Source organism: Microvirga ossetica (assembly GCF_002741015.1).
Classification (GTDB): domain Bacteria; phylum Pseudomonadota; class Alphaproteobacteria; order Rhizobiales; family Beijerinckiaceae; genus Microvirga; species Microvirga ossetica.
Window position 1 is genome coordinate 4,569,653 of the sequence record NZ_CP016616.1, and the last position, 26,016, is coordinate 4,595,668.

The following is a 26,016-nucleotide window of genomic DNA, read 5'->3' on the forward strand; positions in this document are numbered from 1 at the left end:
GCAGAAGGGTCGACGCCGTCGCAAAAAGGCCCAGTGCAAGGTTGCCTTGTCGGCGCGACAGGCGGCTGCGTTTGGATGCAGTTTGCGTCCTGCATCCGCCCACCGATCGGTCGGATCGGGCGAAAAGTCTCGCCATGGTTCGTTAATTCCCGCGTCCCTTAAGCGACGTGTGATTGTTAACCATGGCGAAAATAGGCGCGAAGGGTGCCTTTTTGCTTAATCAGCTGTGAGATGCGGTCTGATTGCGCCGGGTGCGACCCGATAGCACAACCACTTTCGTTCCCGTCGGCGTGTGGTTGTATAGATCGATCACATCCTGATTGATCATGCGGATGCACCCGGACGACACGTTCGTGCCGATGGTCCAGGGTTCGAAGGTGCCATGGATGCGATAGAGGGTGTCCTTGTTGCCCTGCCAGAGATAAAGCGCACGCGCCCCGAGGGGATTGCCCGGGCCGCCGGGCATGCCGGGACCGCCGGGAAGTTCGCCCATCTGCTCCTTGAGCTCGGGCTGCCGCCCGAACATTTCCTTCGGCGGATACCAGTCCGGCCATTCCTGCTTGTCCTTGATGGTGGCGGAGCCGGCCCAGCTGAATCCGGAGCGCCCGACGCCGACCCCATAGCGCACGGCCATGCCGTCGCGCATGACGAGGTAGAGATAGCGGGTCTGGGGATTGATCACGATCGTGCCCGGAGCCTCCGGGGTGTCGTATTGCACGACCCTCCGGAGATAGGCCGAGTTGATCCGGGAGAGGTCGATGCCAGGGATCGGGAAGATATCGTCGTCGACGGGCCCGTATATGCGCTGATAGGCCGACATGTCGCGCATCGATTGAGCGAAGCTGCGGGCCGTCGGCAGAGCGGAGCCCATCGCGGCTGACGCTCCAACCAGGAAGGTTCTGCGGCTGAGGTCCATGATCGTCTCCCCGATTTGTTCTAACTCGACAATAAGAAGACGCAGGACCACGCATCCCGGTTTCATGCTAGCTGCTATGCTTCCGGATTGATGAAAGCCTGGCCGTTCACGATCGAGCGATGCCGGGCGCAGTTGGGGCGGCAGGATGATCGAAAATCTTTCGTGGTCGTGGCTCGCAGGGATCGCCCTGCTCGGGATCGCGTTCGTTCTGGTCCTCGTCTGGACCCGCAAGCCGCGCTACCGGCGTCATTCCATCATGACGGAGAATGAGCGGGAATTTTACGGGCGCCTTCTCGCCGCATGCCCGGATTGCCAGATCTGGCCGCAGGTTCCGATCCTGGCTCTCGTCCGGCCCGATGCGAAGGAGGGCAGCCGCGCCTTCTGGATGGCGTTCAAGAAGATCTCGAACACCCGCGTCGACTGGGTGATCGTGAGGGACATGGAGGTCCTCGCGGTCGTGGAACTCGACGACCGCTCTCACGATGCCCGCCGGGATGCCCAGCGCGACAAGGTCCTGACGTCGTGCGGCTACCGGGTGATCCGCTTCAATTCCGGTCGCCGGCCCGACCCGCGGCAGATCCAGGAGGCGGTGTTCAGGCCGCAATGAGGGCTTCTCACGCGTCGACCCGCTCTCTCTCGCGAACCCTGAAGCGCGCGAACGCTTCCTCCCGCAGCGCGTCCGGCTCGGAGAGGTAGCGGGCCGAATGATGGAACGGCGTCATGAGACGAACGCCCGCCTCGCGGGCGATGCCTCCGGCTTCCCAAGCCGTCAGGTGATGGGCGGCGAGCGCTAGGGAGCGATCCCGCTCCAGGAAGACGGCTTCGATGAAAAGCTGATTGGCCTTGTGGGCGAGCGCGAGGATCTTCGCGCGGTTCTCCCAGTGCGGCGCCGCATCCGTAACATAGGCGACCGCCTGGCCCGGAGCGATCCGCAGGGCGCGGCCCTTGAGATCGCCGAGGTGGATGCCGGCTCCTCCGGGTGTCTCGACCTTATGGTCGTCCGGCAGGCCGAGGCGAACCGCCCGCTTGGCCTCGTTGAGCCAGGGGCCGGGAGACAGATCCATCTCGGCAAGCACGCCCTGCCAGACATTCACCTGAACCACCTCCCGCAGCGCGAAGGCGAGGGAGGGGATGCCGTGGTCCAGGGCGACGGCCTCGATCCTGAACTCGTCCTCCGACCAGGCGACACCATCAGGAAATTCCGGCGGCGCGACGTCGCGCCGGGCAAAGGCCTCGCGGGCACGAAACTCGGCCGCTCGCGTCAGGACTGTGCCGTCATAATCCATGGCCCTCAGACGGAAATCGACCGAGTTCTCGTCGAGAAGGTTCCAGGTGAAGCCGCGGATCCGGTGCTCGACCTGCGCCGCAAAGCCCGGCGGGCCGATAAGCGTCAGCGGTGATGGGCGGTGGAGGCAGAGGCGGAACAGCCGGTCGAAGCCTGCCATATGGTCCACATGCGTATGCGACACGAAGACGTGGCTCACGCGCAGCAATTCGCGGGTGGAGAGAGGGCCGACATCGCCCAGATCGAACAGGATCGCCCGGCGGCCATAGCGAAAATCGAGATAGACGCCCGGATCGCTGAAGGGGTCGTTCACGAGGCGGGGTTGAACAAGCCAGCTCATCCCGATCAAACGGCCACGATAGCAGGAGCGTTCCCTGCCGGGCATCGGTGTTCGGGTAACCTTTTGCTGAATGAAAACGGCTGCGCCCGGGTCGTCCGGGCGCAGCCTTGTCGAAAGCGGTTCTTCTCAAAAGGGCCGGCTGGGCCCGAAAACTTGGGCTTAGGCCTCGTCTTCCGCCTCGAACGGGTCGGTCACGTCGACCAGGAACATGATGTAGGGACCTTCGTCCTCATCATCGTCGTCCTCGTCGTCGTCGAAATCCGCATCCTCGAACTCGGCCTTTTCCTCGTCGGTCGCTGCCCTGACGCTGAGCGTCGCGAAGCCGTCCCACAAGGGAGCGCCGTCGCTCTCGAGAACCTTGAGATCCTCCTTGAAATCGTCGCTCATGAGGAGCTCGCGGGCTTCATCCTCTTCGGCATTGGTGATGGCAACCGGCTTGTCGCTGATCGTGAGCGTGAACATCGTTTATCCTTTCTTTTCGCCCGCGGGGATCTGCACTAACGCTCGAACCCACGCGTTCGTGGCAGCCCATGTCGCATATCGGCCCGACAAGGAAAAGCAGCCGGCAAGACAATGTCGATTAATGGTCGATTATTGCACGCCCTTCTTTTTCAGCCAGGCCTGCATCTCTGAGATTTCGCGCTCCTGCTCGCGGATCACGTCGGTGGCCAGCTTTCGGATCTGCTCGTCCTTCGCATGCTGAAGTGCGACCTTCGCCATGTCGATGGCGCCCTGATGGTGGGGAATCATGCTGCGCACGAAGTCCACATCCGCATCGCCGCTAAAGGCGATATCCATGTTCCGATGCATGGCTTCGTTGGCCTCACGGTAACCCTGGGTTGAGGCGGCATTCGGCGTCTGCGCCGTCTGGGCGGGTGTCGAGTGGCCCGAATGGCCGCCATGAGTTCCCTGCGCCGAAGCGAGCGTCGGCTGGACCGCAATCAAGGCGAAGAGGGCAAGGTGACTGAATTTCATCGTCGGGATCCTTTCAATCCGAGGTTCCCTCGGCTCTGGACCTTTCCACGCTGGGAAGGTCAAGCGCATCCCGGGGCAAAAGGGCTAGAGGCCCATCAGCACAAAGGATGTGGTTGTTGTGGCTTATCTTCTTCTGATAGCTCTGTTATCGCGAATAGAGTTGCAGGAGTAGCCGACTGCGGTCGGGGAGAGCGGGATGAAGGTTGTTACCCATAGCGGCACGTTCCATGCCGACGATGTCTTTGCCTTTGCCATCCTGCGGGAAGCCCTGGGAGCCTTCGATTTCGTGCGCACCCGTGACATGGCCGAGATCGAGGCCGCCGATCTCGTGTTCGACGTGGGCGGGGAGTACGATGTCGCGCGGGGCCGCTACGACCACCACATGCGCGACCTTCCGCGCCGGCCGGACGGGACGCCCTATAGCTCCGTCGGCCTGATCTGGCGCGATTTCGGGCGTTCTGCCTTGCCGCGGCTCACGCCCGGAATCGACGAGGACATGCTGGATTCGGTCTGGCAGGACATCGACACGAATTTCGTCCTGGCCATCGACCAGGCCGATAACGGCGTCGCCACCGTCGGCCAGACTCATCTTTCGCTGCTGGTCGAAGCATTCAACCCTGCTTGGGACAGCGAGCAATCCTATGATGCCGCCTTCCTGGAGGCGGCCGATTTCGCAAAAGGAATCCTGCTCCGCGCCTGCTGCCAGGCCCATGCCGAAGCGAGAGCCCTCTCGCTCGTGCTGACTGCCGCCCGCAAATCCCGCGATCCCCGGGTGATCGTCCTCGACGGCAAACTGCCGTGGGAAAAGGCCGTGTTCGAAGGGCAATTGCACGATCTTCTTTTCGTCATCTATCCCAACGAGGATTCGACGGCATGGTACTGCCGGACGATTCCACCCGAGCCGGGCTCCTTCGGCCAGAGGCTGGCCCTGCCCGAATCCTGGCGCGGCCTGCAGGACGAGGAATTTTCCCGGGCGGCAGGGATCGAGGATGGCGTATTCTGCCATCCGAGCGGATTCATCTGCGGGGCGCGTTCGCTGGAATCCACCATCCTGCTTGCCGAGAAGGCCATCTGCGCCGGCGAGTAGAGACGGTCTCATCCGAGAAGGTTGAGCGCATGAAGCAGGTGCCGATCGTTTCCCATCCCGCCTATCAGGCCGAGTTGCCCGATGGGCATCGCTTCCCGATGCGGAAATACGGACGACTGGCGGAAGTCATCGCGGAAAAGGGACTTGCCCCGAACGGCTTCGTTACCCCGGATGAAGCCTCCGCCGACGTCATTGGGCTGGCTCATGATCGGACTTACGTCGATCAGGTGCTCGCCTGTTCGGTGTCGCGGGAGATCGAGCGCCGCATCGGCCTGCCGATCAGCGCGAGCGTGGTGCGCCGTGCCCGGGCTTCGGCTGCGGGCACGCTGCTCGCGACGCGCATGGCCCTGCAGCACGGGCTTGCCGGCAGCACCGCCGGCGGCAGTCATCACGGACAGCGCGAGACCGGTGCCGGCTTCTGCGTCTTCAACGATGTCGCCATCGCCGCCAAGGCGCTGCGGAGGGAAGGCACCATCGGCCACGCGCTCATCGTCGATCTCGACGTGCATCAGGGCGATGGCACGGCCGATTGCCTGCGCGACGAGCCGGATCTCTTCACCTTCTCCATGCATGCGGAGAAGAACTATCCCGTTCGCAAGATCCCGAGCGATCTCGATGTCGGCTTGCCGGATCGGATGGAGGATAACGCCTATCTGGAGGTTCTGAAGGCGCATCTGCCGCGCCTGCTCGATGCCACCGAGCCGGATCTCGTGTTCTTCAATGCCGGCGTCGATCCGCACCACGACGACAAGCTCGGGCGGCTTTCGCTGTCCGACGATGGTCTGCGCCAGAGGGACAGCTATGTGATCGAACAGGTGCGCAGCCGCCGGATCCCGCTCGTCGCCGTCATCGGCGGAGGCTATTCGCCTGATGTCGAAGCGCTCGCTCAGCGCCATGCCATCGTCTTCGAAGCGATGGCCTCCTGGAGCGCGAACGAATAGGCGTTACGCCGTGCGAGAGGCCAGCGACAGGGCGAGCTGCGCGGCGAGCGCAGCATTGTTCTTCACCAGGGCGATATTGGTGGCGAGACTCCGCCCGCCGGTCATCTCGAACAGATGGGACAGGAGAAACGGCGTCACGGCCTTGCCGACGACGCCGCGCGCCTTCGCCTCGGCCACGGCCGCATCGATGAAGGCCTTCATGTCCTCGGCCGGAATTTCATCGGCGCTGGGCACGGGATTGGCGACGAGAACGCCGCCGTCGAGCCCCAGGGCCTCCTTGGTTCGGATCAGGTCGGCCATCTCGTCCGGGCTGTCGAGGCGCAGCGGAACGGCAAGCTCGCTCGTCCGGCTCCAGAAGGCGGGAAAACGGTCGGTCCGGTAGCCGACGACCGGGACGCCGCGGGTTTCGAAATATTCGAGGGTCCGCGGCAGGTCGAGGATGGCCTTCGCGCCGGCGCAGATCACCGCCACCGGCGTGCGGGCGAGTTCGTCGAGATCGGCGGAGATGTCCATCGTCGACTCGACGCCCTGATGCACGCCGCCGATGCCGCCGGTCGCGAAGACACGGATGCCGGCGAGATGGGCGCAGATCATGGTCGCGGCGACGGTCGTCGCGCCGTGGCGCTTTGCGGCGACCGCATAGGGCAGGTCGGCGCGGCTGAGCTTCAACACGTCTTTCGCGGTCCCGAGCCAGTCCAGCTCCGCATCCGAGAGGCCGATCTTGATGCGGCCTTCGATGATCGCGATGGTCGCAGGAACCGCGCCGTTGTCACGCACGACGGCTTCGACCTCGCGCGCCGTCGCAACATTCTGCGGATGCGGCATGCCGTGGGTGATGATCGTGGATTCGAGCGCGACCACCGCGCCGCCCATGTCCAGGGTTGATTGCACTTCGGGAGCAATGTCGAGGAAACGGCTGGCGAGGTCGTGTTTCATGAGGGCTCCCGTTTCAAAACGAAGATCGATCGCGCAAAGTGGCGGCCGCTTTTCAACCAGCCGCTCTAAGCGACAATGTGGTTTCCAGCAAGGCAGGGGAGAGATCCGGCCGAACGCTCGCGCCGCTCTCCACCGTCAGCGCCGCTGCAGCCGTGCCGAGACGGGCTGCCTCGTGCAGATCGTGTCCGCCCATGAGGCCGACGAGCGTCGCGGCGATCAGCGCGTCGCCGGCTCCAGTGGCGTCGACGATCTGCGCGCTGAGCGAGCCGATCCGCCGGATCCCGGCGCCATCCGCCGCGACGAGGCCCTTGTCTCCCAGCGTCAGGACGATCCGCTCCGCTCCTCGCTCGATGAGCGCCGCGGCGGCCGCTTCGGGCGAGGCGTCGGGCCGGTCGAGAAAGGTGCGGGCCTCGTCGAGATTGAGAAAGAGCAGGCCGATGCCGCTGAGATCCGCCGCGAGGCGCATGACCTTCGGCGTCGAGACCGCGTCGATGGCGGGCGTCAGGGCCTTCCGGCGGGACAGGTCGACGAGATAGTGCATGGTTCCTACCGGCAGGTTGCAGTCGGCGAAGATCCAGCCCGATCCGAAGTCGGATTCGATCCGTTGCAGCAGGGCAGGGCCGAATTCGTCGAAGATCGCCATGTCGGCGAGCCCCATGGCCAGCTCGCCGTCGGGCTGCAGCACCGCCACGTATTCGGCGGTGCTGTGCCTCTCGGAACTCGCCATGTGCCGTGTGTCGATGCCGAGGCGCTTCAGGTCCTCGAGCATCTCGCGGCCGTTCTCGTCATCGCCGAGGATCGAGACGAGGGAAACCTGCGCTCCGAGGCGAGCCATGTTCTCCGCGACATTGCGGGCGACGCCGCCGAACGAGCGTTCCGATGCAACCGGATTCGAGGTTGCCGACCGGAGCGACGACAGGGCACGGTACTTGCGGTCTACGGCCGCTCCGCCGATGCAGATCACCCTGCTTGCCGCCAACTCCATCCTCGAGACCTCGTCCGTTCCGCGCGAGAGAGGATATGCCGGAAGGCTGGCCGCGCCGCAACGGGCAGGGGCATCTCAGACGATGAAGAAGTCCTTGTAGGATAGGGCGAGGCCCTTCTTCACCTGTGTGAATTCCACCGCCGCCTTGGACCCGGAGCCGTCGGAATCGTAGGCGAGGATACCCTTCTTCTTGTTGTAGATGATGATGTCGTTCTTGTCCTTGGCTTTGTCCAAGGCGAAGTACGACTTGCTGAGTTTGCCGGGCTTGCTCTCCGTTCCCTTGCCGAGCTTGGTGAACACCTTGTTGTCGAGCCAGATGCAATCCTGCTTGAGGGCGAAGTCGGAGATCGTGTCGACGTTCGTCTTCTTGTTCGGCTTGGTGCCGAAGACGAAGATGTCCTTGCCGGTGCCGCCGACGAGCACGTCCTTGCCGCCTTTGCCGTAGAGCCTGTCGTTCCCATCGCCGCCCTGAAGCGTATCCCGGCCCGAGCCGCCGATCAGCACGTCGTCCGTGCTCCCGCCGCTGGAATCAGCAAGGCGATAGAAGCCGATGCTTCCGCTTGCCGCGCGCCCGCCATTGTCGATCGCCGTGAGCGTGACGTACTCGATTCCGCTTACGGACGTGCTGCCAGTGGGCTTGTAGGTGATGGCCTGCAGGATGGCCTTGACGATGTCCGGCGTCGCCGTCGCATCAAGTGTGATCGCTAATCCTGCGCCAGTGGGCCGCACGAACCCGATGCTTACGCCGTCGACGAAGAGAGGGGACAGGGTGCCGGACACGGTGACCCGGGCCGTTTGAGCAAGCTCAAAAGTGCCGGAGGTCGTGGGGCTTGCGCTCTCGATCTGGATCTCGCGCACCCAGCCGAAATCGCCGACGATGTCGATGGCTCCGCGGGGATCAAGCGCTACGATCTGCCCGCTGCGGATCTCGCGCAGCTCGGCGGCGATGCCGACGATGGTCGGCGCCCGGTCGGTGCTGACCTGGCCGTTGCCGTACTCGATGCGGTCGAAGCCTTGCCGGTGGAGCATGCCCAGATCCGCGTCCGACAGGGTCGTGCCGGCCAGCCGCAGGGTGTCGTTCTTCGTCGTGTGAGCCGTGATCAGGCGGGCGACCTCGAGGTCGTCGGCGACAATGACGGCGTTGTCGGAATAGAGCAGGATCTCGTCGATATTCGCGATCGCGACGCTGCTGATGTCGATGGTGCTGCCGGTCAGGAACAGGTAGTTCGTTGCGTCCGCTCCGCCGTCGATCAGCCGCAATCCGTCGAGCTGGGTGCTGGAAAGGAAAATGCGGTCGAGGCCGTCCGATCCGAGGATGGTCTCGAAATTGCCGAAGCTTGCCGCCGCCTCGGCTTCAGTGGCTTCGCCTGCTGCGGGCGTGAAATAGAAGCTGCCTTCACCCACGAGCTGCAGAATGTCGTTTCCGATGCCGCCATCGAGAACGGCGCCGGCGAGTTCGGTCGCCCTGATCTGGACGATGTCGTCGCCATCCGTCGCTGCGGCTCTGAACTTCTGCGCCATGATCCTTTTCCGTTGCCTTCGAATGCTTCGGAGGCACTATGACGCCAATGTTATTAAGTATCAATATTGATCGGACGGCAGCATGATTTTGCGCTGGATCAAAGCCGATTCCCTCTGCGCCGGTAGAATGGGCGGAAACCAGGGAGGCGACCATGAATCTGGGAAACACGGTCAGGCAGTGGCAGATGCGCTGGGCGCAGGTCCGCGAGCTGGAGGCTCTGGGTCGGGAGCAGCGCGAGGCGCTTGCCCGGGATATCGGCATTCCGCCGGAGATGCTGCCCGCTCTCGTGGCCCGCGGCCCCGATGCCGCCGCCGAACTTCCGCGCCTCATGCAGGCTTTGTCCCTCGATGCCGACGAGATCCGGAAGATCCACGCGGCGCTGATGCGCGACATGAGCCTCACCTGCTCGGGATGCACCGCCGCCGTCCGCTGCCGGGACGATCTCGACGCGGGCCGCTCCACGGCTCGTTTCGGCGTGTACTGCCCGAATGCCGAGACGCTGACGGACCTGAGCGGCGAGGTGAGGGCGGTTCGGCCATAGAGCGGAAGCAAGCCCCCCGGTCATCCTGCCTCCGGACCTGATCCGGGAACCTGGGATTGTCCGGGGATCGCATGACGAGTATGGCGCCATTCCCCTCCCTCCTTGTGGGGGAGGGCCAGGGAGGGGGTGCTGGCGCTTCGCTGGTTCCAGTCCGGCGTTGCACCCCCCCTCTCCAACTCTCCCCCACAAGGGGGGAGAGGGCTTGTCGCACTCTTCTTGTCCAGCTCTTACGATCCCCTCGCCGTCATCCCCGGGCTCGTCCCGGGGATCTCGATTGGTTGGGCGCCGAGCCTCACAGCATCGGGATGGCCGGCACGAGGCCGGCCATGACGGATGCGGGTGATGTTCAGGTGTCAATCAGCCAGCACCGTGGGGCCCGGAGCCGTTTGGCTCCGAGCCTGTGGTGAGATCGAGGGTGGCGCGAACGGCGGCCCGGCTCGAGGATGCATGCGTTTGATGGAAGAGCCGGGAGGCCGCTTCGCGCACGGCTTTTTTAGGCGGACAGGCGGTGCCGGTTCGGTGACTGCCCGAGGCGGGAACCGCAAGGTCAGCGGCGGCCTCGACCCAATCCCTAGTCAGCGGCACTTAAGCCTGGGCCTCCCGTCGACAGGGGTGCGAGACCTGTCACGGGACCGTGCCTGCTCCCACACTGCGACGCCTCGCGAGCGCGCCCCTCGTCAGGAGCAGATCTTAGGCAAGTGTATAGCCGAGGTTGCCATCTCTGTCAAGAACAAAGTGAGAACATAACGTTGCCCGCGCTCTTCCGCTCACCCCCTCCCGTCCCCTCGACGTCATGGCCGGCCTTGTGCCCGCCATCCCGATACGGACAAGCGCCGCGCCTCAAACAATCGAGATCCCCGGGACAAGCCCGGGGATGACGTGAGTGGGCGGCTTCGACGGTTCAGAATGGGGAGGGCCGCGACGGGTATGGCCGCGACACGGCCGGCCATGCGTCGAGGATGTCAATCCCAGCCTGCGGCTGCCGGCTATGACGTGAAGGGGCGGCCATGACGTGGTCGGTGTTACGACCCTATAAGGAGCGCGCTCTGTCGGCGACGTGACTGCATCGATCAGATCGCGCGGGCGGATCGCCTGATCGATGCGGGGCGGTTATTGGCCACGCGGGGCAGGAGATCCTGGCCGCGGCCGGCGGTGACGACGAGGCGTTTCACCTCGCCTCTCAGATAGGCCTGAAGGAAGCGGTCGTAGTTCCTGAAGGACACGCAGCCGTTCGAATCCCCGCGCGGACCGAGCATGTAGGTGTGCGCGAGAATGCCGTTGCGGCCATAGATGGCGGCGCTGCCGCCCACCGGGGTCAGGCGCAGGGCGCGCACGCCATGGAACAGCGCCTCGCGTTCGGTGACGACGTAGGTGCCGGGCGGCGTTGCGCCCCTCATGCGCACATTCACGTGGCGCGGGTTGTCCATCATGTCGCCGAGGCCGGAATGCGCTTCCAGCCTCTCGCCGTTGGGCAAGGTCACCACCTGCGCGACGATGTCGTAGACGGCTGTGCCGCCGCCGCCGATCTCGGGAACGGGGCTGAAGCGCGCGCTCGGCGCGATGCTGCCGGTGGCGTCGTCGACCGATGCGTAGCTGAGCGCATTCGCGGGCGAGGAGGCGGGGCGGACGCCGAACAGCTTTTCCATGAAGGAGCGGTTGTCCTGCGGTGCGCTCGCCGGAGCCGCAGCGCGGGGCGTCGCCGGTGCAGCCGATGCGCTGGCCATCTGCTGCCGGAGGGAGGGCGATTTCGGCGTCCGCAGCTCCGCTGGGCGCGGCACCGGCAGAGGAACGGGAACGGGCTCCGGCGGTGTTGCTTCCGCGACCTCGATTTCGGGTGCCGGTTGCGGCGGCTCCTGTGCTGCGACGGCCGGCAATTCCGTGCCGGCGTCGCGCTCGGGGAGCTGTCTGCGGAAACCGGAATGCAGCGGTGCGTTGCGGGAGAGGGCGAGCGCATCGGGGTTGAGCGCCGGCTTCGGGTCGACCAGCGCCATGTCGAAGGGCGCTGCGGTCTTGACGCGTTCGGGCGCGCCAGCCGGCGGGGCGACGCTCTCCGCGGGCGGTGCATCGGCGGGGCGCCGGAAATCGGCAAAGTATGCCGCGGGGCTCATCGAGATGGCGACGAGGGCGGCGGTGAGAAAAAAGCTGCGCCGGTGGCGGCGCGGGGCGCGGCGGCCCGCGGGAAATGACTTGTGCAACATGACAAACTCTACGCAACAACTCGGACTTCGCATGAAGCTCGCGGACTGATGCCGCAGGAGGAGGGGACTCCATGCGCGAGATCGGGTTTTGACCGAGGTCCGATTAAACGCGGGCTTGGTTAAATTAGGGATAATCGGCGGCGGGGATGGCGCGGAAATGCGGCCCATCTTTGTGCGGCCCGGACCCGGAGCAAAGAAGCTTCGTCAAGATGCCGCAACGGCGTGTGCTGGCTCACAGATTACGGAGCGAGTCCGGGTTATGACTCAAGGTGAGGTTGTGTGTCTTTCAGCCTCCAACGGGAGGTCGCCGTCATGGGTTTCTATGCGCGTCACATCGGCCCGCGTTTCGTCAGCTGCCTGTGCTCGATGGAAGCGATCGCGGCCGAGCGGGAGCGGGTGGTCCCGCAGGCCTCCGGCGTGGTGCTGGAAATCGGGATCGGACCGGGTCTAAACCTGTCGTTCTACGATCCCGCACGGGTCACGCGGGTGATCGGCGTCGATCCCATCGCCGAGTTTCTCGAGCTGGGCCGTGAGCGCCGACGCAGCTCTCCGGTTCCGGTAGAGATCGTGCAGGCGCCTGCGGAGGCGCTGCCGTTGGCCGACGCCTCCATCGATACGGCGGTGATCACCTATACCCTATGCTCGGTGGAGGATCCGGTGCTGGCCCTGCGCGAGGTGCGGCGCGTGCTGAAGCCGCGCGGGCGGGTGCTGTTCCTGGAGCATGGCCTGTCGAGCGATGCGGGCGTGGCGCTCTGGCAGCGCCGGCTCAACCCGATCTGGCGCCGGCTCGCGGTCGGCTGCAACCTGACCCGCCCGGTCGGCAAGCTCCTCGAAGAGGCGGGCTTCACCATCTGCCGCATCGAGCATTACTACCTCGACAATGCGCCGCGGGCGGTCGGCTATCTCTGCCAGGGCGTCGCGGAGGCGCCCGACAGCATGGTCATGATGCCTGCGAGAGTTTTGAGCGCTTAAGCAGGGGGAAGTGCCCCGGGGATGTCCCGGGACAGCTCAGAAGGATGCCTGACGGGCGACGGCGCGGATGTCGCGGCGGCCGAAGCCGAGGTCAGCGAGCTCGCGGTCGTTGAGCCCTTCGAGCTCGCGCACGGTCTGGCGGTAGCGGCGCCAGCTGGCGAGCTTGGCGAGGATCATGGATGTGAACATGGACTTGTCTCCGTTCGAGTTTGCGTAATGTCGGCGGGCCGGGTTACCGGTCGAGCCCAGGGAAGCGCCGCGCCGCATCCCGCTCCATCTGGCGGGCCTCGGACAGGACGCTGCGGACCAGGCTGAGGAAGCTGACGAGGATCATGGCGGGTCTCCTGGGTGGTTCGGCTCGGCCCGGCGGGCCTCATACTTTCGTATAGGGAATATGGCATCTTTCGCGCCGGGCAAAAGCAAGGCAAACGGCATGAGAGACATGCGAAATTCGCATGCAATAAACCGTTAAGTTTTTTGGCTATGCATATAGCGCCTTATCTCGCGCCAGAATGCCCGTGAATTGTGCACGCGCCCTGAGCGCTCCGGTTCAGCCTGAGGGAACTTCCGACCCGGCTGTGCGGTATCCCAGCCACGCCCATCAGTGCAGCGAGCGAGGCAGAGCATGACCGGAACCCGCGACACCCTGCTGAAGCGGATCTGGCGAGGCCAGGATCCCTTCCTGAACTACCCCGCACTGCTCTACCGGCAGGACCGTCAGGGCTGGGGCTCGAGTCATCCCTATCTGACGGAGGCGATCGAGGCGCTTCGCCCGTCGGTGGTCGTCGAGGTCGGCGTCTGGAAGGGCGGCTCCACCATCTCCCTCGCCTCGACGATGAAGGCGATGAACCTGGACGCCGTCGTGATCGCCGTTGATACTTGGCTCGGGGCGTGGGACCACTGGAACAACGACGAGTGGTTCGCGCACCTGAATTTCATTCACGGCTATCCCGCCCTCTACCACACCTTCGCCTCCAACATCGTCGGTGAAGGGCTGCAGGGTCACGTCCTGCCGCTGCCGCTCGACTCGGTGAATGCGGCGTATGTCCTGCGCAACTACGACGTCCAGGCCGATGTGATCCACATCGACGGCGGCCACGATTACGGGGCGGTCATGTCGGATCTGCGCGAATGGTGGCCGATGCTCAAGCCCGGCGGGGTGCTCATCGGAGACGATTACCCGCACTGGCCCGGCGTGAAGAAGGCGTTCGACGACTTCTTCACGGAACAGGGCCGGTTCCCCTTCGAGTTCGAGGAGCCGAAATGTAGGATCTTCAAGTAGGGTTCTTCTGAGCGCAGCGTAGCAGCCTATTGCGACTTGCGCGGATCCTCCGCCGGATTCACGTAGGAGATGTTCCACGGTCCGCGTGTGCTCAGCTGCACGACCGTTTCCTGGCCGATCTGCACGTAATGCTGCATGCCCGGCGGCATGGCGACGACGCCACCCGCGGCGATGGCCTGCGTCTTCGCCGGATCGAACGCTGCGCCCGTGCCGATGTTGAACGAACCGCTGATCACGGTGACGACCTCATCGGCCGGATGGGTGTGCGCCGGGATCTTGTAATTGGCCGGGAATTTCAGCCGCATCACGAAGATGCCGTCCTTCGCGGGATCGCCGTAGAGGAGCGCCATCTGCGAACCCTTCGGCAGCGAGGGAGGCCCGTCCTTCCAGGCGACGTCACCCGCATTGACGAAGGCATGCTGGTGCTGCTGCTGAGCGAGCGCCGGCGCGAGGAATAACAGGAGAGCGGAGCCGCAGCCTGCGGCCCGAAGCACGAACGACTGCATCACAACCTCCCGATACTGGGTGATGTGGCGGACGCAAACGCGAGCGGTCCGGTCAAGTTGACGGCCGCGAGAATCGAGGCTGTGCCCTTCGGGATCGGTTGTCAACCGCGCTTGCGGCTAGATCTCCACCAGCGCCTTGATGACGCCGGCCTCAGGCATCGACCAGGTCGGGATGAGGCTGGGCGCCTCGTCGAGGCCGCCTCGGTGGCTCGCCAGCGCCGCGGTCGGCACCTTGCCGGCGCGCATGGCGTCTAGGACCGTCTCGAAATCCTGCCGCGTGGCGTTGCGGCTGCCGAGCAGCGACGTCTCGCGCTTGTGGAATTCCGGATCGTTGAACGTGATGTCGCCGCGCACGATGGACAGGAGCACGTAGGTGCCGCCGTGTCCGACGTACGAGAAGCCCTGCATCATCGCCCTGGGGCTCCCGGTGGCGTCGACGACGATGTCGAAGAAATCGCCGTCGGTCGCCGCCTTGAGCCGGGCGTCGATGTCGGGCGACACTTCCAACACATGATCGACGCCGATCACGTCGCTGCAGAAGGCGAGGCGACGGGCGTTCATGTCGAGCACGGACACTTCCGCGCCGCGGGCCTTGGCGAAGATCGCGGCAGCGATCCCGATCGGCCCGGCGCCCACCACGGCGACGCGGCTCGCAGGTTGAGCGCCCGAGCGCCGAATGCCATGCGCGCCGATGGCGAGGAACTCGACCATCGCCGCCTCGTCGAGGCCGAGGCCCGCTGCCGGCACCACGTTGCGTTCCGGCACCGTGATGTATTCGCAGGCGCCGCCGTCGCGATGCACGCCGAGCACCTGCAGGTTCCGGCAGCAATTCGTCTTGCCCTGCCGGCAGGCGCGGCAGGTGCCGCAATAGAGATACGGCTCGATGCAGACGATGTCGCCCGACTTGAACGCGCTGCCCTTCGGCGCCTCCGCGATCTCGCCCGACAGCTCGTGGCCGATCACGCGCGGATATTCGAGATAGGGCTGGTTGCCGTGGAAGATGTGATAGTCGGTGCCGCAGATGCCGACCCGCCGGATGCGCACCAGCACCTCGCCCGGCCCGATGCGCGGCGGCTCGCGCTCGACGATGCTCAGCTTGCCCGGTTCGTCGCATCGCAGCGCTTTCATCGGCTTTCTCTCCCAACAGGTTTTCGGCTTGTCATGCGAGCTTAGTGCGGTGGGCGGCAGGCTCAAGCCAATGTTGCATCTCTCACCGTCCCATCGCGAGCTCGGCGGTGAGCCAGTCGCGGAAGGCGCCGACGGCCCGCGTCGCCGGAGCGGAGCGGGCGGTCACGAACCAGTAGGAGATGCCGGTCTCGTAGCGGTCGGGGAAGGGCGCCGCGAGACGGCCCATGGCGATGGCGTCGCCGGCCAATGTCTCCCAACCGAGAAACACGCCCTGGCCGGCCACCGCCGCATCGAGGCACAGGGAGGCATCCGAGAAAACCGGGCCGTCGCCGAGGATCGACTCGTCGAGGCCGTTCGGGCCGAGCCACGCGTCCCAGCCGAACATCGGCGTCGGCTCGCGGACGATCGGCACGCTGCCAAGGTCGCGTGGATGGTGCAGGCGCTCGGCGAGGGCAGGGCTGCACACGGGAAAGACGAGCTGGTCGAGCAGCTTCTCCGCCTTGACGTTCGGCCAGCCGCCGCGCCCGACCCGGATGCACACGTCCACGTCCGAGCTGCCCGGATCGACGAGGGACACGTCCGCGTCGATCCGGATGCGCAGCTCCGGGTGCCGCTCGCGGAAGCGCTGCAGGCGCCAGACCAGCCACTTGCTGGCGAAGACCGGCGCGACGGAGACCGTGAGCACGCCTTCGCGCCGCCGTTCGGCGAGCGCCAGCCCGGCCGCGATCTCGGCAAAGCCGGCGCTGAGATAGCGCAGTACCTCCTGCCCGAAGGCGGTCGGCCGCAAGCCCTTCGGATGGCGCTCGAACAGGGGCCGGCCGAACTGCTCCTCGGCCTTGAGGATCTGCTGGCTCACGGCGCCGATGGTGACGCCGAGCTCCTCGGCGGCGGCGCGCAGGTTGCCGAGGCGCCCAGCCGCCTCGAGGGCGCGCAGGCCGTTCAGGTGGAAGCGGTTGAGGTTTCGCATATAGCTTTTCTATAGACACATGCAGAAAAACGCCATTTCTTTCAGCGCGCGCGAGGCGCAGTCTGAAGCCATGCTGAACCTGATGCCATACCTCAAGATCCTCCTGCCCCGTCCGGTGCTGTGGGGCGCGGAGCGCGAGGCCGAGGCGTGGGAGGATCCCCTGTCCCATCCGGCGCTGCAGCGCATGAGCCTGGAAGAGCTCGCCGACCTGCCGTTCGAGCGAGGGCCTTGCCCCGCGCAGCCCGCCGCGCCGGCAGGCGAGGCGCGCCGGCGGTAGAGCCCGCGTCCCACCTCTTGCGGATCGCATTTCGATCCCCATATCAGGCTGACCCAGCGGACATTGTTGTGGACTTCGAGAGCGGCGGGCGTCACCGCCAGCCTCGATGGGACCGTGCCAGGACGGATGTACTCCGGCCCGGTCCAATCCTGCGCTTGCCTGACGATGCAGGCGCCCAAAGCATCGGACCCAAAAGTGGATTCCACTTTTGGGATCCATCCGATGCTTCTTCTCTTGTCTGGCGCATCGTTGGGCGCGGAAAACCGGTACCCACTTTTCGCTGACGCGGCCCTCTGGGTCCGCACGATGCGCTGGACCAAATCAGCCCAGGCCCGTAGCAGGCGAGGCGAGAGATGCGAAGGCATCCCGCCCGTTCGCCCCGGAGCCTGGGCTTTTTCGTTTGGGGATGTCTGCACGGAGGTGTCTGCACGGGGCAAAACTCCACGCTGCCTCAACGGGCCGGACCTCGGGATCTTGCTAAAACATCTCCTCGGGATAGGGGCTCAGGGGCGAGCGGGACGACGAGCGGGGCCTTTCCAGCGCGCGCAGATCGGCCTCCCATCGGGCGCGGTGGGCGGCCCGATAGGCGCGGTGCTCGTCCATCTCCTCCCGCACCGCATCGGCGAAACGCCCGCGATCCGCGAGGAAGCATGGCGGACCGAACCCTCCCTGGCAGCGATGGGCCGCGCGGCAGACGCGCTTGCGGCAGGCCTCCGGCGCCTGGATCGCGTCGGCAAGCCGGCGCAGGGCGTCGTCGGCATCGGGCAGGCAGGCGAGGATCCTTCGTCTGCGGCTCCTGGGTGTGGGGATCATGGCAAAACCTCGAAAGCAATGAATTGTCGGGAAACGAACAGGTTTTGGAGAACGGTGCTGGCCCATGGGCCAGCACCTGTGGGCCCGGAGCCGTTGGGCTCCGAGCCTTTCAGGTATCGAGGGTGGCGCGAAGGGCGGCCCGGCTCGATGATGCATGGTGATGATGGAAGAGCCGAACCGTCTCTTCGCGTCCGGTTTGTTTCGGCGGACAGGCGGCGCCGGTTCGGCGACTGCCCGAGGCGGCGACCGCAAGGTCAGCGGCGGCCTCGACCCAATCCCTAGTCAGCGGCGCACAGCCTGGGCCACTCGCCTGGCCCGCTTGCGAGGCGAACCAGCGAGACCGGGTCTGCTCCCACACTGCGACGCCTCGCGAGCGCGCCCCTCGAAGAAGAGACCCTCACGATATAGCAGAGCTTATGCTCCTCGTCAAGAACAAAGTGAGAACATATCGTTGCCTGCGCCACTCTCTTGTCCCCCTCTCACGTCATCACCGGCCTCGTGCCGGTGATCCCGAACCGAGAGGCGCCGCGCTTTTCCGGATCGGGATGGCCGGCACGAGGCCGGCCATGACGGGGTGGGTGGCATGAGAGACGGTGTCATTCCCGGCCGGAGCAAAGCGGAGGGGAAGGGAAACCAGATCGGAGAGCGTGGGAGTGGATGCCCTTCCCGGCCTTTCGGCCACGGGGATGACACGCAGCACGTCGTTGGGGCCGGGTGGCCGGATGAGGCCTAAACAGCCGGCATGCGGTTGAGGGCGAGCACGCCGTCGATGATGAACTGCACCGCCAGCCCTGCCAGGATGACGCCGAGGAGGCGGGTCAGCACCACGTTGCCGGTGACGCCGAGCCAGCGGGCGACGCGCTCGGCGGCGGAGAAGACGGCGAAGCAGCTCACGATGCCGAGGGCGATTAGGATGAGCAGGGAGGAGAGATAGGCGAGGTTGCCACCCGCCCGGCCCGCCAGCAGGATCACGGCGGTGATGGCGCCGGGGCCGGCCATGAGGGGGATGGCGAGGGGAAAGGCGGCGACGTTGCGGATGTGATCCTCGGTGATCGCGATGTCGGCGGTGTGCTGCTTGCGCTCGTTGCGGCGCTCGAACACCATCTCGAAGGCGATCCAGAACAGCAGCAGCCCGCCCGAGATGCGGAAGGCTGGGATGCCGACGCCGAGGAGCCGCAGCAGCACCTCGCCGCCGAGGCCGAAGAAGGCCAGGATGCCGAAGGCGATCAGGCAGGCCCGCATCGAAACCCTGCGGCGCTCCGCGGCGTTCATGCCCCGGGTGAGCGACACGAAGATCGGCGCCAGCGCCACCGGGTCGAGGGTGACGAGCAGGGTGACGAGGGCCGCGGAGATATAGTCGAGGAGCATCGGCTGGACCTTCCCTTAAGCTTTGCTTTATGGGGTTCCCGAGACGGTTTGGCGAGGGGCGGAGCAACGATGTTCACGGTTTTGGATCGGATCAGCCGGCCGGGTCACCCGGACAAGCCCAACGAGGACATCTGCGGCGTCTCGGGCGACTGGGCTTGGGTCATCGACACCTCGATCTTTCCCGGCACCGCGCCCGTCATGCACGACAAGAGCGATGCCGCGTGGCTTGCCCGGTTCGCGAATGAGCGGCTCTCGAACCTCGCGCCGCAGGCGGAGGACGGCGTGACCCTCCTGCGGCACGTCATGGCGGAGGCCCGCACCGCCTATCGGGCCGTTGCGCCGAAAGAGCGGCATGAGGATTTCGTCACCTGGCCGCTCGGGGCCATGACCCTGGTGCGCCGCAGGGGCGACACGCTCGATGTCTGGACCTTCGGCGACACGACGGCCTATGTCCGGCAGCCGGACGGCGCCGTGCAGGTTCTGGGCGACGCGCCCGGCCTGCGCGAAGCGGAAGCGGCCATGGCCGCCGACCTCATGCGACAGGCGGGCTCCAGGCCCACCGCCATCCTCGACGAGCCCGTCTTCCTCGCCTGGCTGGCGGAGCGCCGCGAGCGCCAGCGCAAAAGCGGGGTCCCGGCAGCCCTTCTCAGCTTCAACCCGGACGCTGCCGACCGCCTGCGGCACGAGACGGCGCCCTGCGAGGAGGGAACGACGATCCTCCTGGCCTCGGACGGCTTTTCCGCGCTCGTCGATCTCTACAGGGCCATGGAGGCGAGGGCTTTGATGGAGGCCGCGCTGGCCTCCGGCCTGGAACCCCTGGCGAACCTGGCGCGGGAGATCGAGACGCAAGCCGACCCGGACGGGACGCTCTATCCGCGCTTCAAGCAGAGCGACGATACCACGGCGATTTTGCTGAGGGCTTAGTGCTTTACGGCCCACTGTCATTCCGGGGCGAACGACAGCGAGAGCCCGGAATCCATAACCACGACGATTCAAGAAAGAGCGGGTAGAGTTACGCTTCTTGGTCCACCGTTAGCGGTTATGGATTCCGGGCTCGGCTCTTAGGAGCCGCCCCGGAATGACAGTGAGGGGATAGGAGCGAGTAGCTTTCGGGGTGCGATATTAAATAATTTCAACCACTTATACGAGCCGATTACATCTCTTTCTTGCTCCCCGAGGCGCTCAGCTACAGTGCCACCTGTCGCCCGCGCCGCCGAATCCGACAATAAGTTGCTGAAACGTCAACGGAATTCGGTCCTGTCGTTGCCTCTGGAAAACCCATCAAAACGCTTGAAAAAAGCCGCGTTCTCCCCCATCTAAGAGGCTGATTTCTCTTGGATTCGCGGGGCTGCCGAACGGCTTGACGAAGCGGCATTCATAAGCCGCCTCTCGCGAAAGGGCAGACCGATTTTTAGAAAGACCAAACTTGACCGATCCGAACGATAAAGGCTCCGGCGGCCCAGCGGGGGAACCGCCGGCCAGCGACATCAAGCTGATTTCCATCGTCGACGAGATGAAGCGCTCCTATCTCGATTACGCCATGAGCGTGATCGTGAGCCGCGCTCTGCCCGATGCCCGCGACGGCCTCAAGCCCGTGCACCGGCGCATCCTCTACTCGATGCACGAGAACGGCTACACGCCCGACAAGAAATACGTGAAGTCCGCCCGCATCGTCGGCGACGTGATGGGTCAATACCACCCGCACGGCGACCAATCGATCTATGACGCCCTGGTCCGCATGGCGCAGGACTTCGCCATGCGCGTCATGCTCGTGGACGGGCAGGGCAATTTCGGCTCCGTGGACGGCGATCCGCCGGCGGCCATGCGCTACACCGAGTCCCGGCTCGCCAAGGCGGCGATGCCGCTTCTCGACGACATCGACAAGGACACGGTCGACTTCACGCCCAACTACGACGAGTCCAAGGACGAGCCGTCGGTTCTGCCGGCACGCTTCCCGAACCTGCTCGTCAACGGCGCCGGCGGCATCGCGGTCGGCATGGCCACCAACATGCCGCCCCACAATCTGGGCGAGGTCATCGACGGCTGCCTGGCGTTCATCGGCAATCCCGACATCTCCGCCGAGGAATTGATCGAGATCATCCCCGGCCCGGATTTTCCGACCGGCGCCCTGATCCTCGGCCGTGCCGGCGCACGCTCGGCCTACACGACGGGCCGCGGCTCCGTGATCATGCGGGCCAAGTCCGAGATCGAGGAGGTCCGCAAGGATCGCGAGGCGATCATCTTCACCGAGATTCCGTATCAGGTGAACAAGGCGTCCCTGATCGAGAAGATCGCGGAGCTGGTGCGCGAGAAGAGGATCGAGGGCATCTCCGACCTGCGCGACGAATCCGATCGCGACGGCATGCGCATCGTCGTCGAGATCAAGCGCGACGCCATGGCGGACGTCGTGCTCAACCAGCTCTACCGCTATACGCCGCTGCAGACGAGCTTCGGCGCCAACATGGTGGCGCTCAACGGCGGCCGGCCGGAGCTGATGACGCTCAAGGACCTGATCCAGGCCTTCGTCGATTTCCGCGAGGAGGTCGTCTCCCGCCGCACCAAGTACCTGCTCAACAAGGCGCGCGAGCGCGCCCACGTGCTGTGCGGCCTTGCCATCGCGGTCGCCAATATCGACGAGGTGATCCGCCTCATCCGCACCGCGCCCGATCCGAACACCGCCCGCGAAGCCCTCATGGGCCGCGACTGGCCGGCGCACGACATCGCGCCGCTGATCGCGCTCGTGGACGATCCGCGCCACAAGATCAACGACGACGGCACCTACCGTCTTTCCGAGACCCAGGCCCGCGCCATTCTCGACCTGCGCCTGCAGCGCCTGACCGCTCTCGGCCGCGACGAGATCGGCGACGAGCTGTCGAAGCTCGCTGCCGAGATCTCGGATTACCTCGACATCCTGCGCTCCCGTGTTCGCATTATGTCCATCATCAGGGATGAACTGACCGAGATCCGTGAGACCTTCGCCACGCCGCGCAAGACGCAGATCGTGGATTGGGACTCGGATCTCGACGACGAGGACCTGATCGCCCGCGAGGACATGGTCGTCACCGTCTCCCATGCCGGCTACATCAAGCGCGTGCCGCTCTCGGCCTACCGGGCGCAGCGCCGCGGCGGCAAGGGCCGCGCCGGCATGGTGACGCGGGACGAGGATTTCGTCACCCGCCTCTTCGTGGCGAACACCCATACGCCGGTGATCTTCTTCTCCTCCGAAGGCCAGGCCTACAAGGAGAAGGTGTGGCGCCTGCCGCTCGCCGCGCCCAACGCCAAGGGCAAGGCCCTGGTGAACATGCTGCCGATCAAGCAGGGCGAGCGCATCACAACCATCATGCCGCTGCCCGAGGACGAGGCGTCCTGGGACAAGCTGGACGTGATGTTCGCCACATCGCGCGGCACGGTGCGCCGCAACAAGCTGTCGGACTTCGTCCAGGTCAATCGCGGCGGCAAGATCGCCATGAAGCTGGACGAGGGCGAGCACATCGTCGACGTGCAGATCTGCTCCGAGAACGACGACGTGCTGCTCACCACGGCCAAGGGCCAGTGCATCCGCTTCGCGGTCACGGACGTGCGCGTGTTCAAGGGACGCGATTCCATGGGCGTGCGCGGCATCAACCTGGCCGAGGGCGACGACATCATCTCCATGGCGATCCTGCGCCACGTGGAGGCGACGGGCGAAGAGCGCGCCGCCTATCTCAAGATGCGCCGCGCCGTCACCGGCGAGCAGATGGGCGCCGATGCGGACGCGTCCGACGATGCGGAGGAGACCGAGGGCGCGAATTTCTCGCTCTCGCAGGAGCGCTACGCGCAGATGAGCGCGCTGGAACAGTGCATCCTGACGATCTCCGAGAAGGGCTACGGCAAGCGCACCGTGTCCTACGAGTACCGCATCACCGGACGCGGCGGCAAAGGCATCACGGCCATGGCGGTCAACAGCCGCAACGGCAAGCTGGTGGCCTCGTTCCCGGTCGAGAACTCGGACCAGATCATGCTCGTCACCGATGGCGGCCAGCTGATCCGCGTGCCGGTCGACGGCATCCGGGTCGTCGGCCGCAACTCGCAGGGCGTCACCGTCTTCTCGACCAAGGACAAAGAAAAGGTCGTCTCCGTCGAGCATGTCGAGGGTGAGGAAGACGAGAACGGCGACGAGCCTGCGACCGAAGGCGGCGAGACTGCGGAGGAGTAGGAACGTCCGTTCGTTTGGAAATGCAAAACCCGCCGGCTCACACCGGCGGGTTTTGTTATGGGTTCTGCTTTTCCGATGTCATTCCGGGGCGCGCCTTTGGCGCGAGCCCGGAATCCATAAACGCTAACGCTGCAGAATAGAGAGATATGAGAGCAGCAGCGCTCTTATGAGCAACGTCGTGGTTATAGATTCCGGGCTCCGCTGCGCGGCCCCGGAATGACAGTGGGGAGCGGGCGATGCAAATCCGCAAAACTCAGTTCAGACCTGCCAGCACCACCTCGTTGTAGCGAGCGTGAGGTCAGCCCTGACGGTGAATCGTTATTTCCGCGGGTAGCGCAGATGGAGGCTTCGGATCCTCACCTTGGCGGCTCTCATGGCTTGCGAGTCCGAGGCGAACTGCGTGTCACCGGAGACGGCATTCTGGATTTCGTCAGACGTTGTGTAATCCGGCTCGAAGATGGGAGCGAAGGCGCAGCCGCCGGAAAGGTTGCCGAGCGCTCCGCCGTTCCAGCTCTCGGTGCTCCCGCCGTAATCCCAATCGAAGCCATAGAGCGTGAAGGGCCTGCCGTTCGCCGTCTCGACGACTTCGAGGGGGCTGCCGATCCTCAGACCCTGCGGGCCTGACCAGCTCGATCCCTCTAGGACAAGACGGGCAGGGCGCTTCAGCGCTTTCTCGTCGAACCACAGCACCACGACGCGCCGAACCGAATCCTTCGGAAAGACGATGCTGGCCCTCACTTCCGCGCCTTCGGGATCATGAATCGCCTTCCGGATGACGTTCGCATGGCCGAAGGCGGCAACGAGGCGCTTGTGATCGCTGTCCTTCGCGAACGGGCCCTCGCAGGCGAGTTCGGCGGCAAAGGTTCCGCCGGCCGACAAGGCCATCGCGACGAGGATAACGCCAAGACGCAGCACGGCCTGCTCCTGCAGAATCCGGTTGATTAAGTCAGGCTCGACAGCGCGGCTGGGCTCAGAACCGCGACGGCGGTGATGGCGACGATGAAAAGACGGACGATCATGGCTCTCTCCTGACCAAAGGTGAGCCTTATCTCTCACGAAGCCGCCCAGCTTGCCGTGTGCCAGCGCACGGCTTGCCCGGCCGGCCCAATCCGGCTACGCCTTAGCCATGACTCGCACCGCCCTCTATACCGGCAGCTTCGACCCCGTCACCAACGGGCACCTGGACGTCCTGCGCCAGGCCTGCGGCGTGGCGGACAGGATCGTGGTCGCCATCGGGGTCCATTCCTCGAAGGCGCCAATCTTTCCGGCCGCGGAGCGGGCCGAGATGCTCGGGGCCGTCTGTGGGCCGCTGCTGCAGGAGCGGGGCGTCGTGCTCGAGGTGACGACCTTCTCCGATCTGGCGGTCGAGGCCGCCCGCCGCCACGGCGCCGGCCTGATCGTACGGGGGCTGCGCGACGGCACGGATTTCGACTACGAGATCCAGATGGCCTCCATGAATGCCACCATGGCGCCGGAGGTGCAGACCGTCTTCTTCGCCGCCTCACCCGCCGTTCGCCCTATCACCGCCACGCTTGTGCGCCAGATCGCCGGGATGGGCGGCGACGTCTCGGCCTTCGTGCCGGGGCTTGTCGCCGAGCGCCTGAAGGCCAAATTCAAGCGGCCATAAAGTTCCATCACCCAAAGGGGAGACTTCCACCCATGAAGCGTTTGCTCGCAGCCGGAGCCTTCGTGCTCGCCGGCCTCGTCCCGGTCTTCATCGCTCCGGCCTTGGCCCAGCAGGCCAACGACCCGCAGAACACGATCTTCCTCGACACCAAGGACGGCCGCATCACCATCCGCCTGCGTCCGGATCTCGCCCCGAAGCATGTCGAGCAGATCAAAGCTCTGACGAAACAGGGATTTTACAACGGCGTGGTCTTCCACCGGGTGATCGACGGCTTCATGGCCCAGACGGGCGATCCGACCGGCACCGGCACGGGCAAGTCCAACCTGCCCAACATCCCGGCCGAGTTCAGCAAGACCCAGTACAAGCGCGGCGCGGTCGGCATGGCCCGCTCCCAGAGCCCGGATTCCGCCAACAGCCAGTTCTTCATCTGCTATGACGGCTGCGGCCCGCTCACCGGCCAGTACACCCTCTTCGGCGAGGTCGTGTCCGGCATGGACGTGGTCGACAAGATCAAGAAGGGCGATGCCGCCGCCAACGGCATGGTGACGAGGCCCGACAAGATCGTGAAGATGCAGCTCGCCGCCGACGCGAAGTAATGCGTTCCCTGCGGCCATACGGGGCGTGGATCGCCGTGTTTCTCCTGAGCCTGGGCCTGGCTGTGCCGGCGCTCTCTCAGGGGAGCCTGTTCGACGATTCGGACGAGCGGCGCGAGCCGGCTCCGTCTCTGCCGCAGAGCTTCAACGGCATCATCCGCCCTCCGAGCGGGGAGGAACTGCCGAAGCAGGTCGACACCCTCAACGACATCGTTCGCGCGATGCAGGCCTGCTGGCGGCCGACAGGCGTGCGCTATTCCGGCCAGTCGGTGACGATCCGGATCAGCTTCAAGCGGAATGGCGAGGTGCTCGGCAAGCCCATGATCACGCATTATCGCGAGGGCGAGCCTGACGCAGCGAACCAGGAGGCGTTCACCCAGGCGGTGAGGGAAGCCCTGGTGCGCTGCTCGCCCATGCCGTTCACGGACAAGCTCGGGGCGGCGGTGGCCGGTCGTCCGTTCACCTTCCGCTTTGTCGATTCCCCGGCAACGGAAAAATTGCAGTCTCTCTAGCGCGTCAAATGAACCCTTAAGTCCCCAAAGAGCGGATGTGCGTTTTGACG

Annotated in this window: 27 protein-coding genes; 12 read left to right on the forward strand and 15 right to left on the reverse strand. The window is 65.3% G+C overall.

Annotation, left to right across the window (positions count from 1 at the left end; genetic code table 11):
- Positions 1–220: 220 nt before the first annotated feature.
- Positions 221–916 (reverse strand): L,D-transpeptidase, encoded by a 696-nt coding sequence (locus BB934_RS21855; RefSeq protein WP_099511499.1) that lies wholly within the window; start codon positions 914–916, stop codon positions 221–223.
- A 145-nt stretch (positions 917–1,061) separates the two neighbouring features.
- Here BB934_RS21855 and BB934_RS21860 point away from each other — a divergent pair, with 145 nt between their 5' ends.
- Positions 1,062–1,523, forward strand: coding sequence for a DUF2726 domain-containing protein (locus BB934_RS21860; protein WP_099511500.1), 462 nt, complete (start codon positions 1,062–1,064; stop codon positions 1,521–1,523).
- 7 nt (positions 1,524–1,530) lie between these two features.
- On the opposite strand, the gene BB934_RS21865 is transcribed toward BB934_RS21860, so the two are convergent.
- From BB934_RS21865 to copM, 3 genes are all read right to left on the reverse strand, one after another.
- Positions 1,531–2,541 (reverse strand): ribonuclease Z, encoded by a 1,011-nt coding sequence (locus tag BB934_RS21865; protein WP_099511501.1) that lies wholly within the window; start codon positions 2,539–2,541, stop codon positions 1,531–1,533.
- A 159-nt stretch (positions 2,542–2,700) separates the two neighbouring features.
- A complete protein-coding gene (locus BB934_RS21870; protein ID WP_099511502.1) occupies positions 2,701–3,003 on the reverse strand; it encodes a hypothetical protein in 303 nt (100 codons plus the stop codon).
- Positions 3,004–3,132: 129 nt separating this feature from the next.
- A complete protein-coding gene (copM, locus tag BB934_RS21875; RefSeq protein ID WP_099511503.1) occupies positions 3,133–3,516 on the reverse strand; it encodes a CopM family metallochaperone in 384 nt (127 codons plus the stop codon).
- A gap of 196 nt (positions 3,517–3,712) precedes the next feature.
- On the opposite strand from copM, the gene BB934_RS21880 reads away from it, so the two are divergent.
- Positions 3,713–4,603 (forward strand): MYG1 family protein, encoded by an 891-nt coding sequence (locus BB934_RS21880; protein WP_099511504.1) that lies wholly within the window; start codon positions 3,713–3,715, stop codon positions 4,601–4,603.
- Positions 4,604–4,632: 29 nt separating this feature from the next.
- Positions 4,633–5,544, forward strand: coding sequence for a histone deacetylase family protein (locus BB934_RS21885; protein WP_099511505.1), 912 nt, complete (start codon positions 4,633–4,635; stop codon positions 5,542–5,544).
- Between the two features lie 3 nt (positions 5,545–5,547).
- Here BB934_RS21885 and BB934_RS21890 read toward each other — a convergent pair whose 3' ends face one another.
- The 3 genes from BB934_RS21890 to BB934_RS21900 form a co-directional block, all read right to left on the reverse strand.
- Positions 5,548–6,480: a pseudouridine-5'-phosphate glycosidase gene (locus BB934_RS21890; protein WP_099511506.1), complete on the reverse strand. Its 933-nt coding sequence runs from the start codon at positions 6,478–6,480 to the stop codon at positions 5,548–5,550.
- A 52-nt stretch (positions 6,481–6,532) separates the two neighbouring features.
- Positions 6,533–7,459, reverse strand: coding sequence for a carbohydrate kinase family protein (locus tag BB934_RS21895; RefSeq protein ID WP_157934261.1), 927 nt, complete (start codon positions 7,457–7,459; stop codon positions 6,533–6,535).
- A gap of 81 nt (positions 7,460–7,540) precedes the next feature.
- Positions 7,541–8,986, reverse strand: a complete 1,446-nt coding sequence (locus BB934_RS21900) for a calcium-binding protein (RefSeq protein ID WP_099511508.1) — start codon at positions 8,984–8,986, stop codon at positions 7,541–7,543.
- Between the two features lie 152 nt (positions 8,987–9,138).
- Between BB934_RS21900 and BB934_RS21905 the strand changes: the two genes are divergently transcribed.
- Entirely contained in the window at positions 9,139–9,528 is a 390-nt protein-coding gene (locus BB934_RS21905) for a DUF6455 family protein (RefSeq protein ID WP_099511509.1), read from the forward strand.
- A 1,070-nt stretch (positions 9,529–10,598) separates the two neighbouring features.
- On the opposite strand, the gene BB934_RS21910 is transcribed toward BB934_RS21905, so the two are convergent.
- Complete coding sequence (locus BB934_RS21910; protein ID WP_099511510.1) at positions 10,599–11,726, reverse strand: DUF2778 domain-containing protein; 1,128 nt, start codon at positions 11,724–11,726, stop codon at positions 10,599–10,601.
- 312 nt (positions 11,727–12,038) lie between these two features.
- On the opposite strand from BB934_RS21910, the gene BB934_RS21915 reads away from it, so the two are divergent.
- A complete protein-coding gene (locus BB934_RS21915) occupies positions 12,039–12,698 on the forward strand; it encodes a class I SAM-dependent methyltransferase (protein WP_099511511.1) in 660 nt (219 codons plus the stop codon).
- Between the two features lie 36 nt (positions 12,699–12,734).
- On the opposite strand, the gene BB934_RS21920 is transcribed toward BB934_RS21915, so the two are convergent.
- Positions 12,735–12,887 carry a DUF1127 domain-containing protein gene (locus BB934_RS21920; RefSeq protein WP_099511512.1) on the reverse strand — a complete coding sequence of 51 codons (153 nt, stop codon included), beginning with the start codon at positions 12,885–12,887 and terminating at the stop codon, positions 12,735–12,737.
- 436 nt (positions 12,888–13,323) lie between these two features.
- Here BB934_RS21920 and BB934_RS21925 point away from each other — a divergent pair, with 436 nt between their 5' ends.
- On the forward strand, positions 13,324–13,980 hold the full coding sequence (locus BB934_RS21925) for a class I SAM-dependent methyltransferase (protein ID WP_099511513.1): 657 nt from the start codon (positions 13,324–13,326) through the stop codon (positions 13,978–13,980).
- Between the two features lie 26 nt (positions 13,981–14,006).
- On the opposite strand, the gene BB934_RS21930 is transcribed toward BB934_RS21925, so the two are convergent.
- The 3 genes from BB934_RS21930 to BB934_RS21940 all read right to left on the reverse strand — a co-directional run bounded on the left by BB934_RS21930 (position 14,007) and on the right by BB934_RS21940 (position 16,581).
- A complete protein-coding gene (locus tag BB934_RS21930; protein ID WP_099511514.1) occupies positions 14,007–14,486 on the reverse strand; it encodes a cupin domain-containing protein in 480 nt (159 codons plus the stop codon).
- A gap of 117 nt (positions 14,487–14,603) precedes the next feature.
- On the reverse strand, positions 14,604–15,614 hold the full coding sequence (locus BB934_RS21935) for a zinc-binding alcohol dehydrogenase family protein (protein WP_099511515.1): 1,011 nt from the start codon (positions 15,612–15,614) through the stop codon (positions 14,604–14,606).
- Positions 15,615–15,696: 82 nt separating this feature from the next.
- Complete coding sequence (locus BB934_RS21940) at positions 15,697–16,581, reverse strand: LysR substrate-binding domain-containing protein (RefSeq protein WP_099511516.1); 885 nt, start codon at positions 16,579–16,581, stop codon at positions 15,697–15,699.
- 19 nt (positions 16,582–16,600) lie between these two features.
- Between BB934_RS21940 and BB934_RS21945 the strand changes: the two genes are divergently transcribed.
- Complete coding sequence (locus tag BB934_RS21945) at positions 16,601–16,858, forward strand: hypothetical protein (protein ID WP_237050047.1); 258 nt, start codon at positions 16,601–16,603, stop codon at positions 16,856–16,858.
- 477 nt (positions 16,859–17,335) lie between these two features.
- Here BB934_RS21945 and BB934_RS21950 read toward each other — a convergent pair whose 3' ends face one another.
- Together BB934_RS21950 and BB934_RS21955 are read right to left on the reverse strand one after the other, a co-directional pair.
- A complete protein-coding gene (locus BB934_RS21950; protein ID WP_099511517.1) occupies positions 17,336–17,671 on the reverse strand; it encodes a hypothetical protein in 336 nt (111 codons plus the stop codon).
- Positions 17,672–18,400: 729 nt separating this feature from the next.
- Positions 18,401–19,039 carry a MarC family protein gene (locus BB934_RS21955; protein WP_099511518.1) on the reverse strand — a complete coding sequence of 213 codons (639 nt, stop codon included), beginning with the start codon at positions 19,037–19,039 and terminating at the stop codon, positions 18,401–18,403.
- Positions 19,040–19,108: 69 nt separating this feature from the next.
- On the opposite strand from BB934_RS21955, the gene BB934_RS21960 reads away from it, so the two are divergent.
- Entirely contained in the window at positions 19,109–19,963 is an 855-nt protein-coding gene (locus tag BB934_RS21960) for a protein phosphatase 2C domain-containing protein (protein WP_099511519.1), read from the forward strand.
- 589 nt (positions 19,964–20,552) lie between these two features.
- On the forward strand, positions 20,553–23,234 hold the full coding sequence (gene gyrA, locus BB934_RS21965) for a DNA gyrase subunit A (protein WP_237050356.1): 2,682 nt from the start codon (positions 20,553–20,555) through the stop codon (positions 23,232–23,234).
- A 318-nt stretch (positions 23,235–23,552) separates the two neighbouring features.
- Here the strand turns inward: gyrA and BB934_RS21970 are convergent, their stop codons facing one another.
- Positions 23,553–24,149, reverse strand: a complete 597-nt coding sequence (locus BB934_RS21970; RefSeq protein ID WP_099511521.1) for a hypothetical protein — start codon at positions 24,147–24,149, stop codon at positions 23,553–23,555.
- A gap of 211 nt (positions 24,150–24,360) precedes the next feature.
- Between BB934_RS21970 and coaD the strand changes: the two genes are divergently transcribed.
- Genes coaD through BB934_RS21985 form a run of 3 tightly spaced genes read left to right on the forward strand, consistent with a single transcriptional unit; the run spans position 24,361 to position 25,966 of the window.
- Positions 24,361–24,861: a pantetheine-phosphate adenylyltransferase gene (coaD, locus tag BB934_RS21975; RefSeq protein WP_099513130.1), complete on the forward strand. Its 501-nt coding sequence runs from the start codon at positions 24,361–24,363 to the stop codon at positions 24,859–24,861.
- 32 nt (positions 24,862–24,893) lie between these two features.
- Entirely contained in the window at positions 24,894–25,457 is a 564-nt protein-coding gene (locus BB934_RS21980) for a peptidylprolyl isomerase (RefSeq protein ID WP_099511522.1), read from the forward strand.
- Positions 25,457–25,966, forward strand: a complete 510-nt coding sequence (locus tag BB934_RS21985; RefSeq protein WP_099511523.1) for a hypothetical protein — start codon at positions 25,457–25,459, stop codon at positions 25,964–25,966. Before BB934_RS21980 ends, BB934_RS21985 begins: the two co-directional genes overlap by 1 nt.
- Positions 25,967–26,016 lie beyond the last annotated feature (50 nt).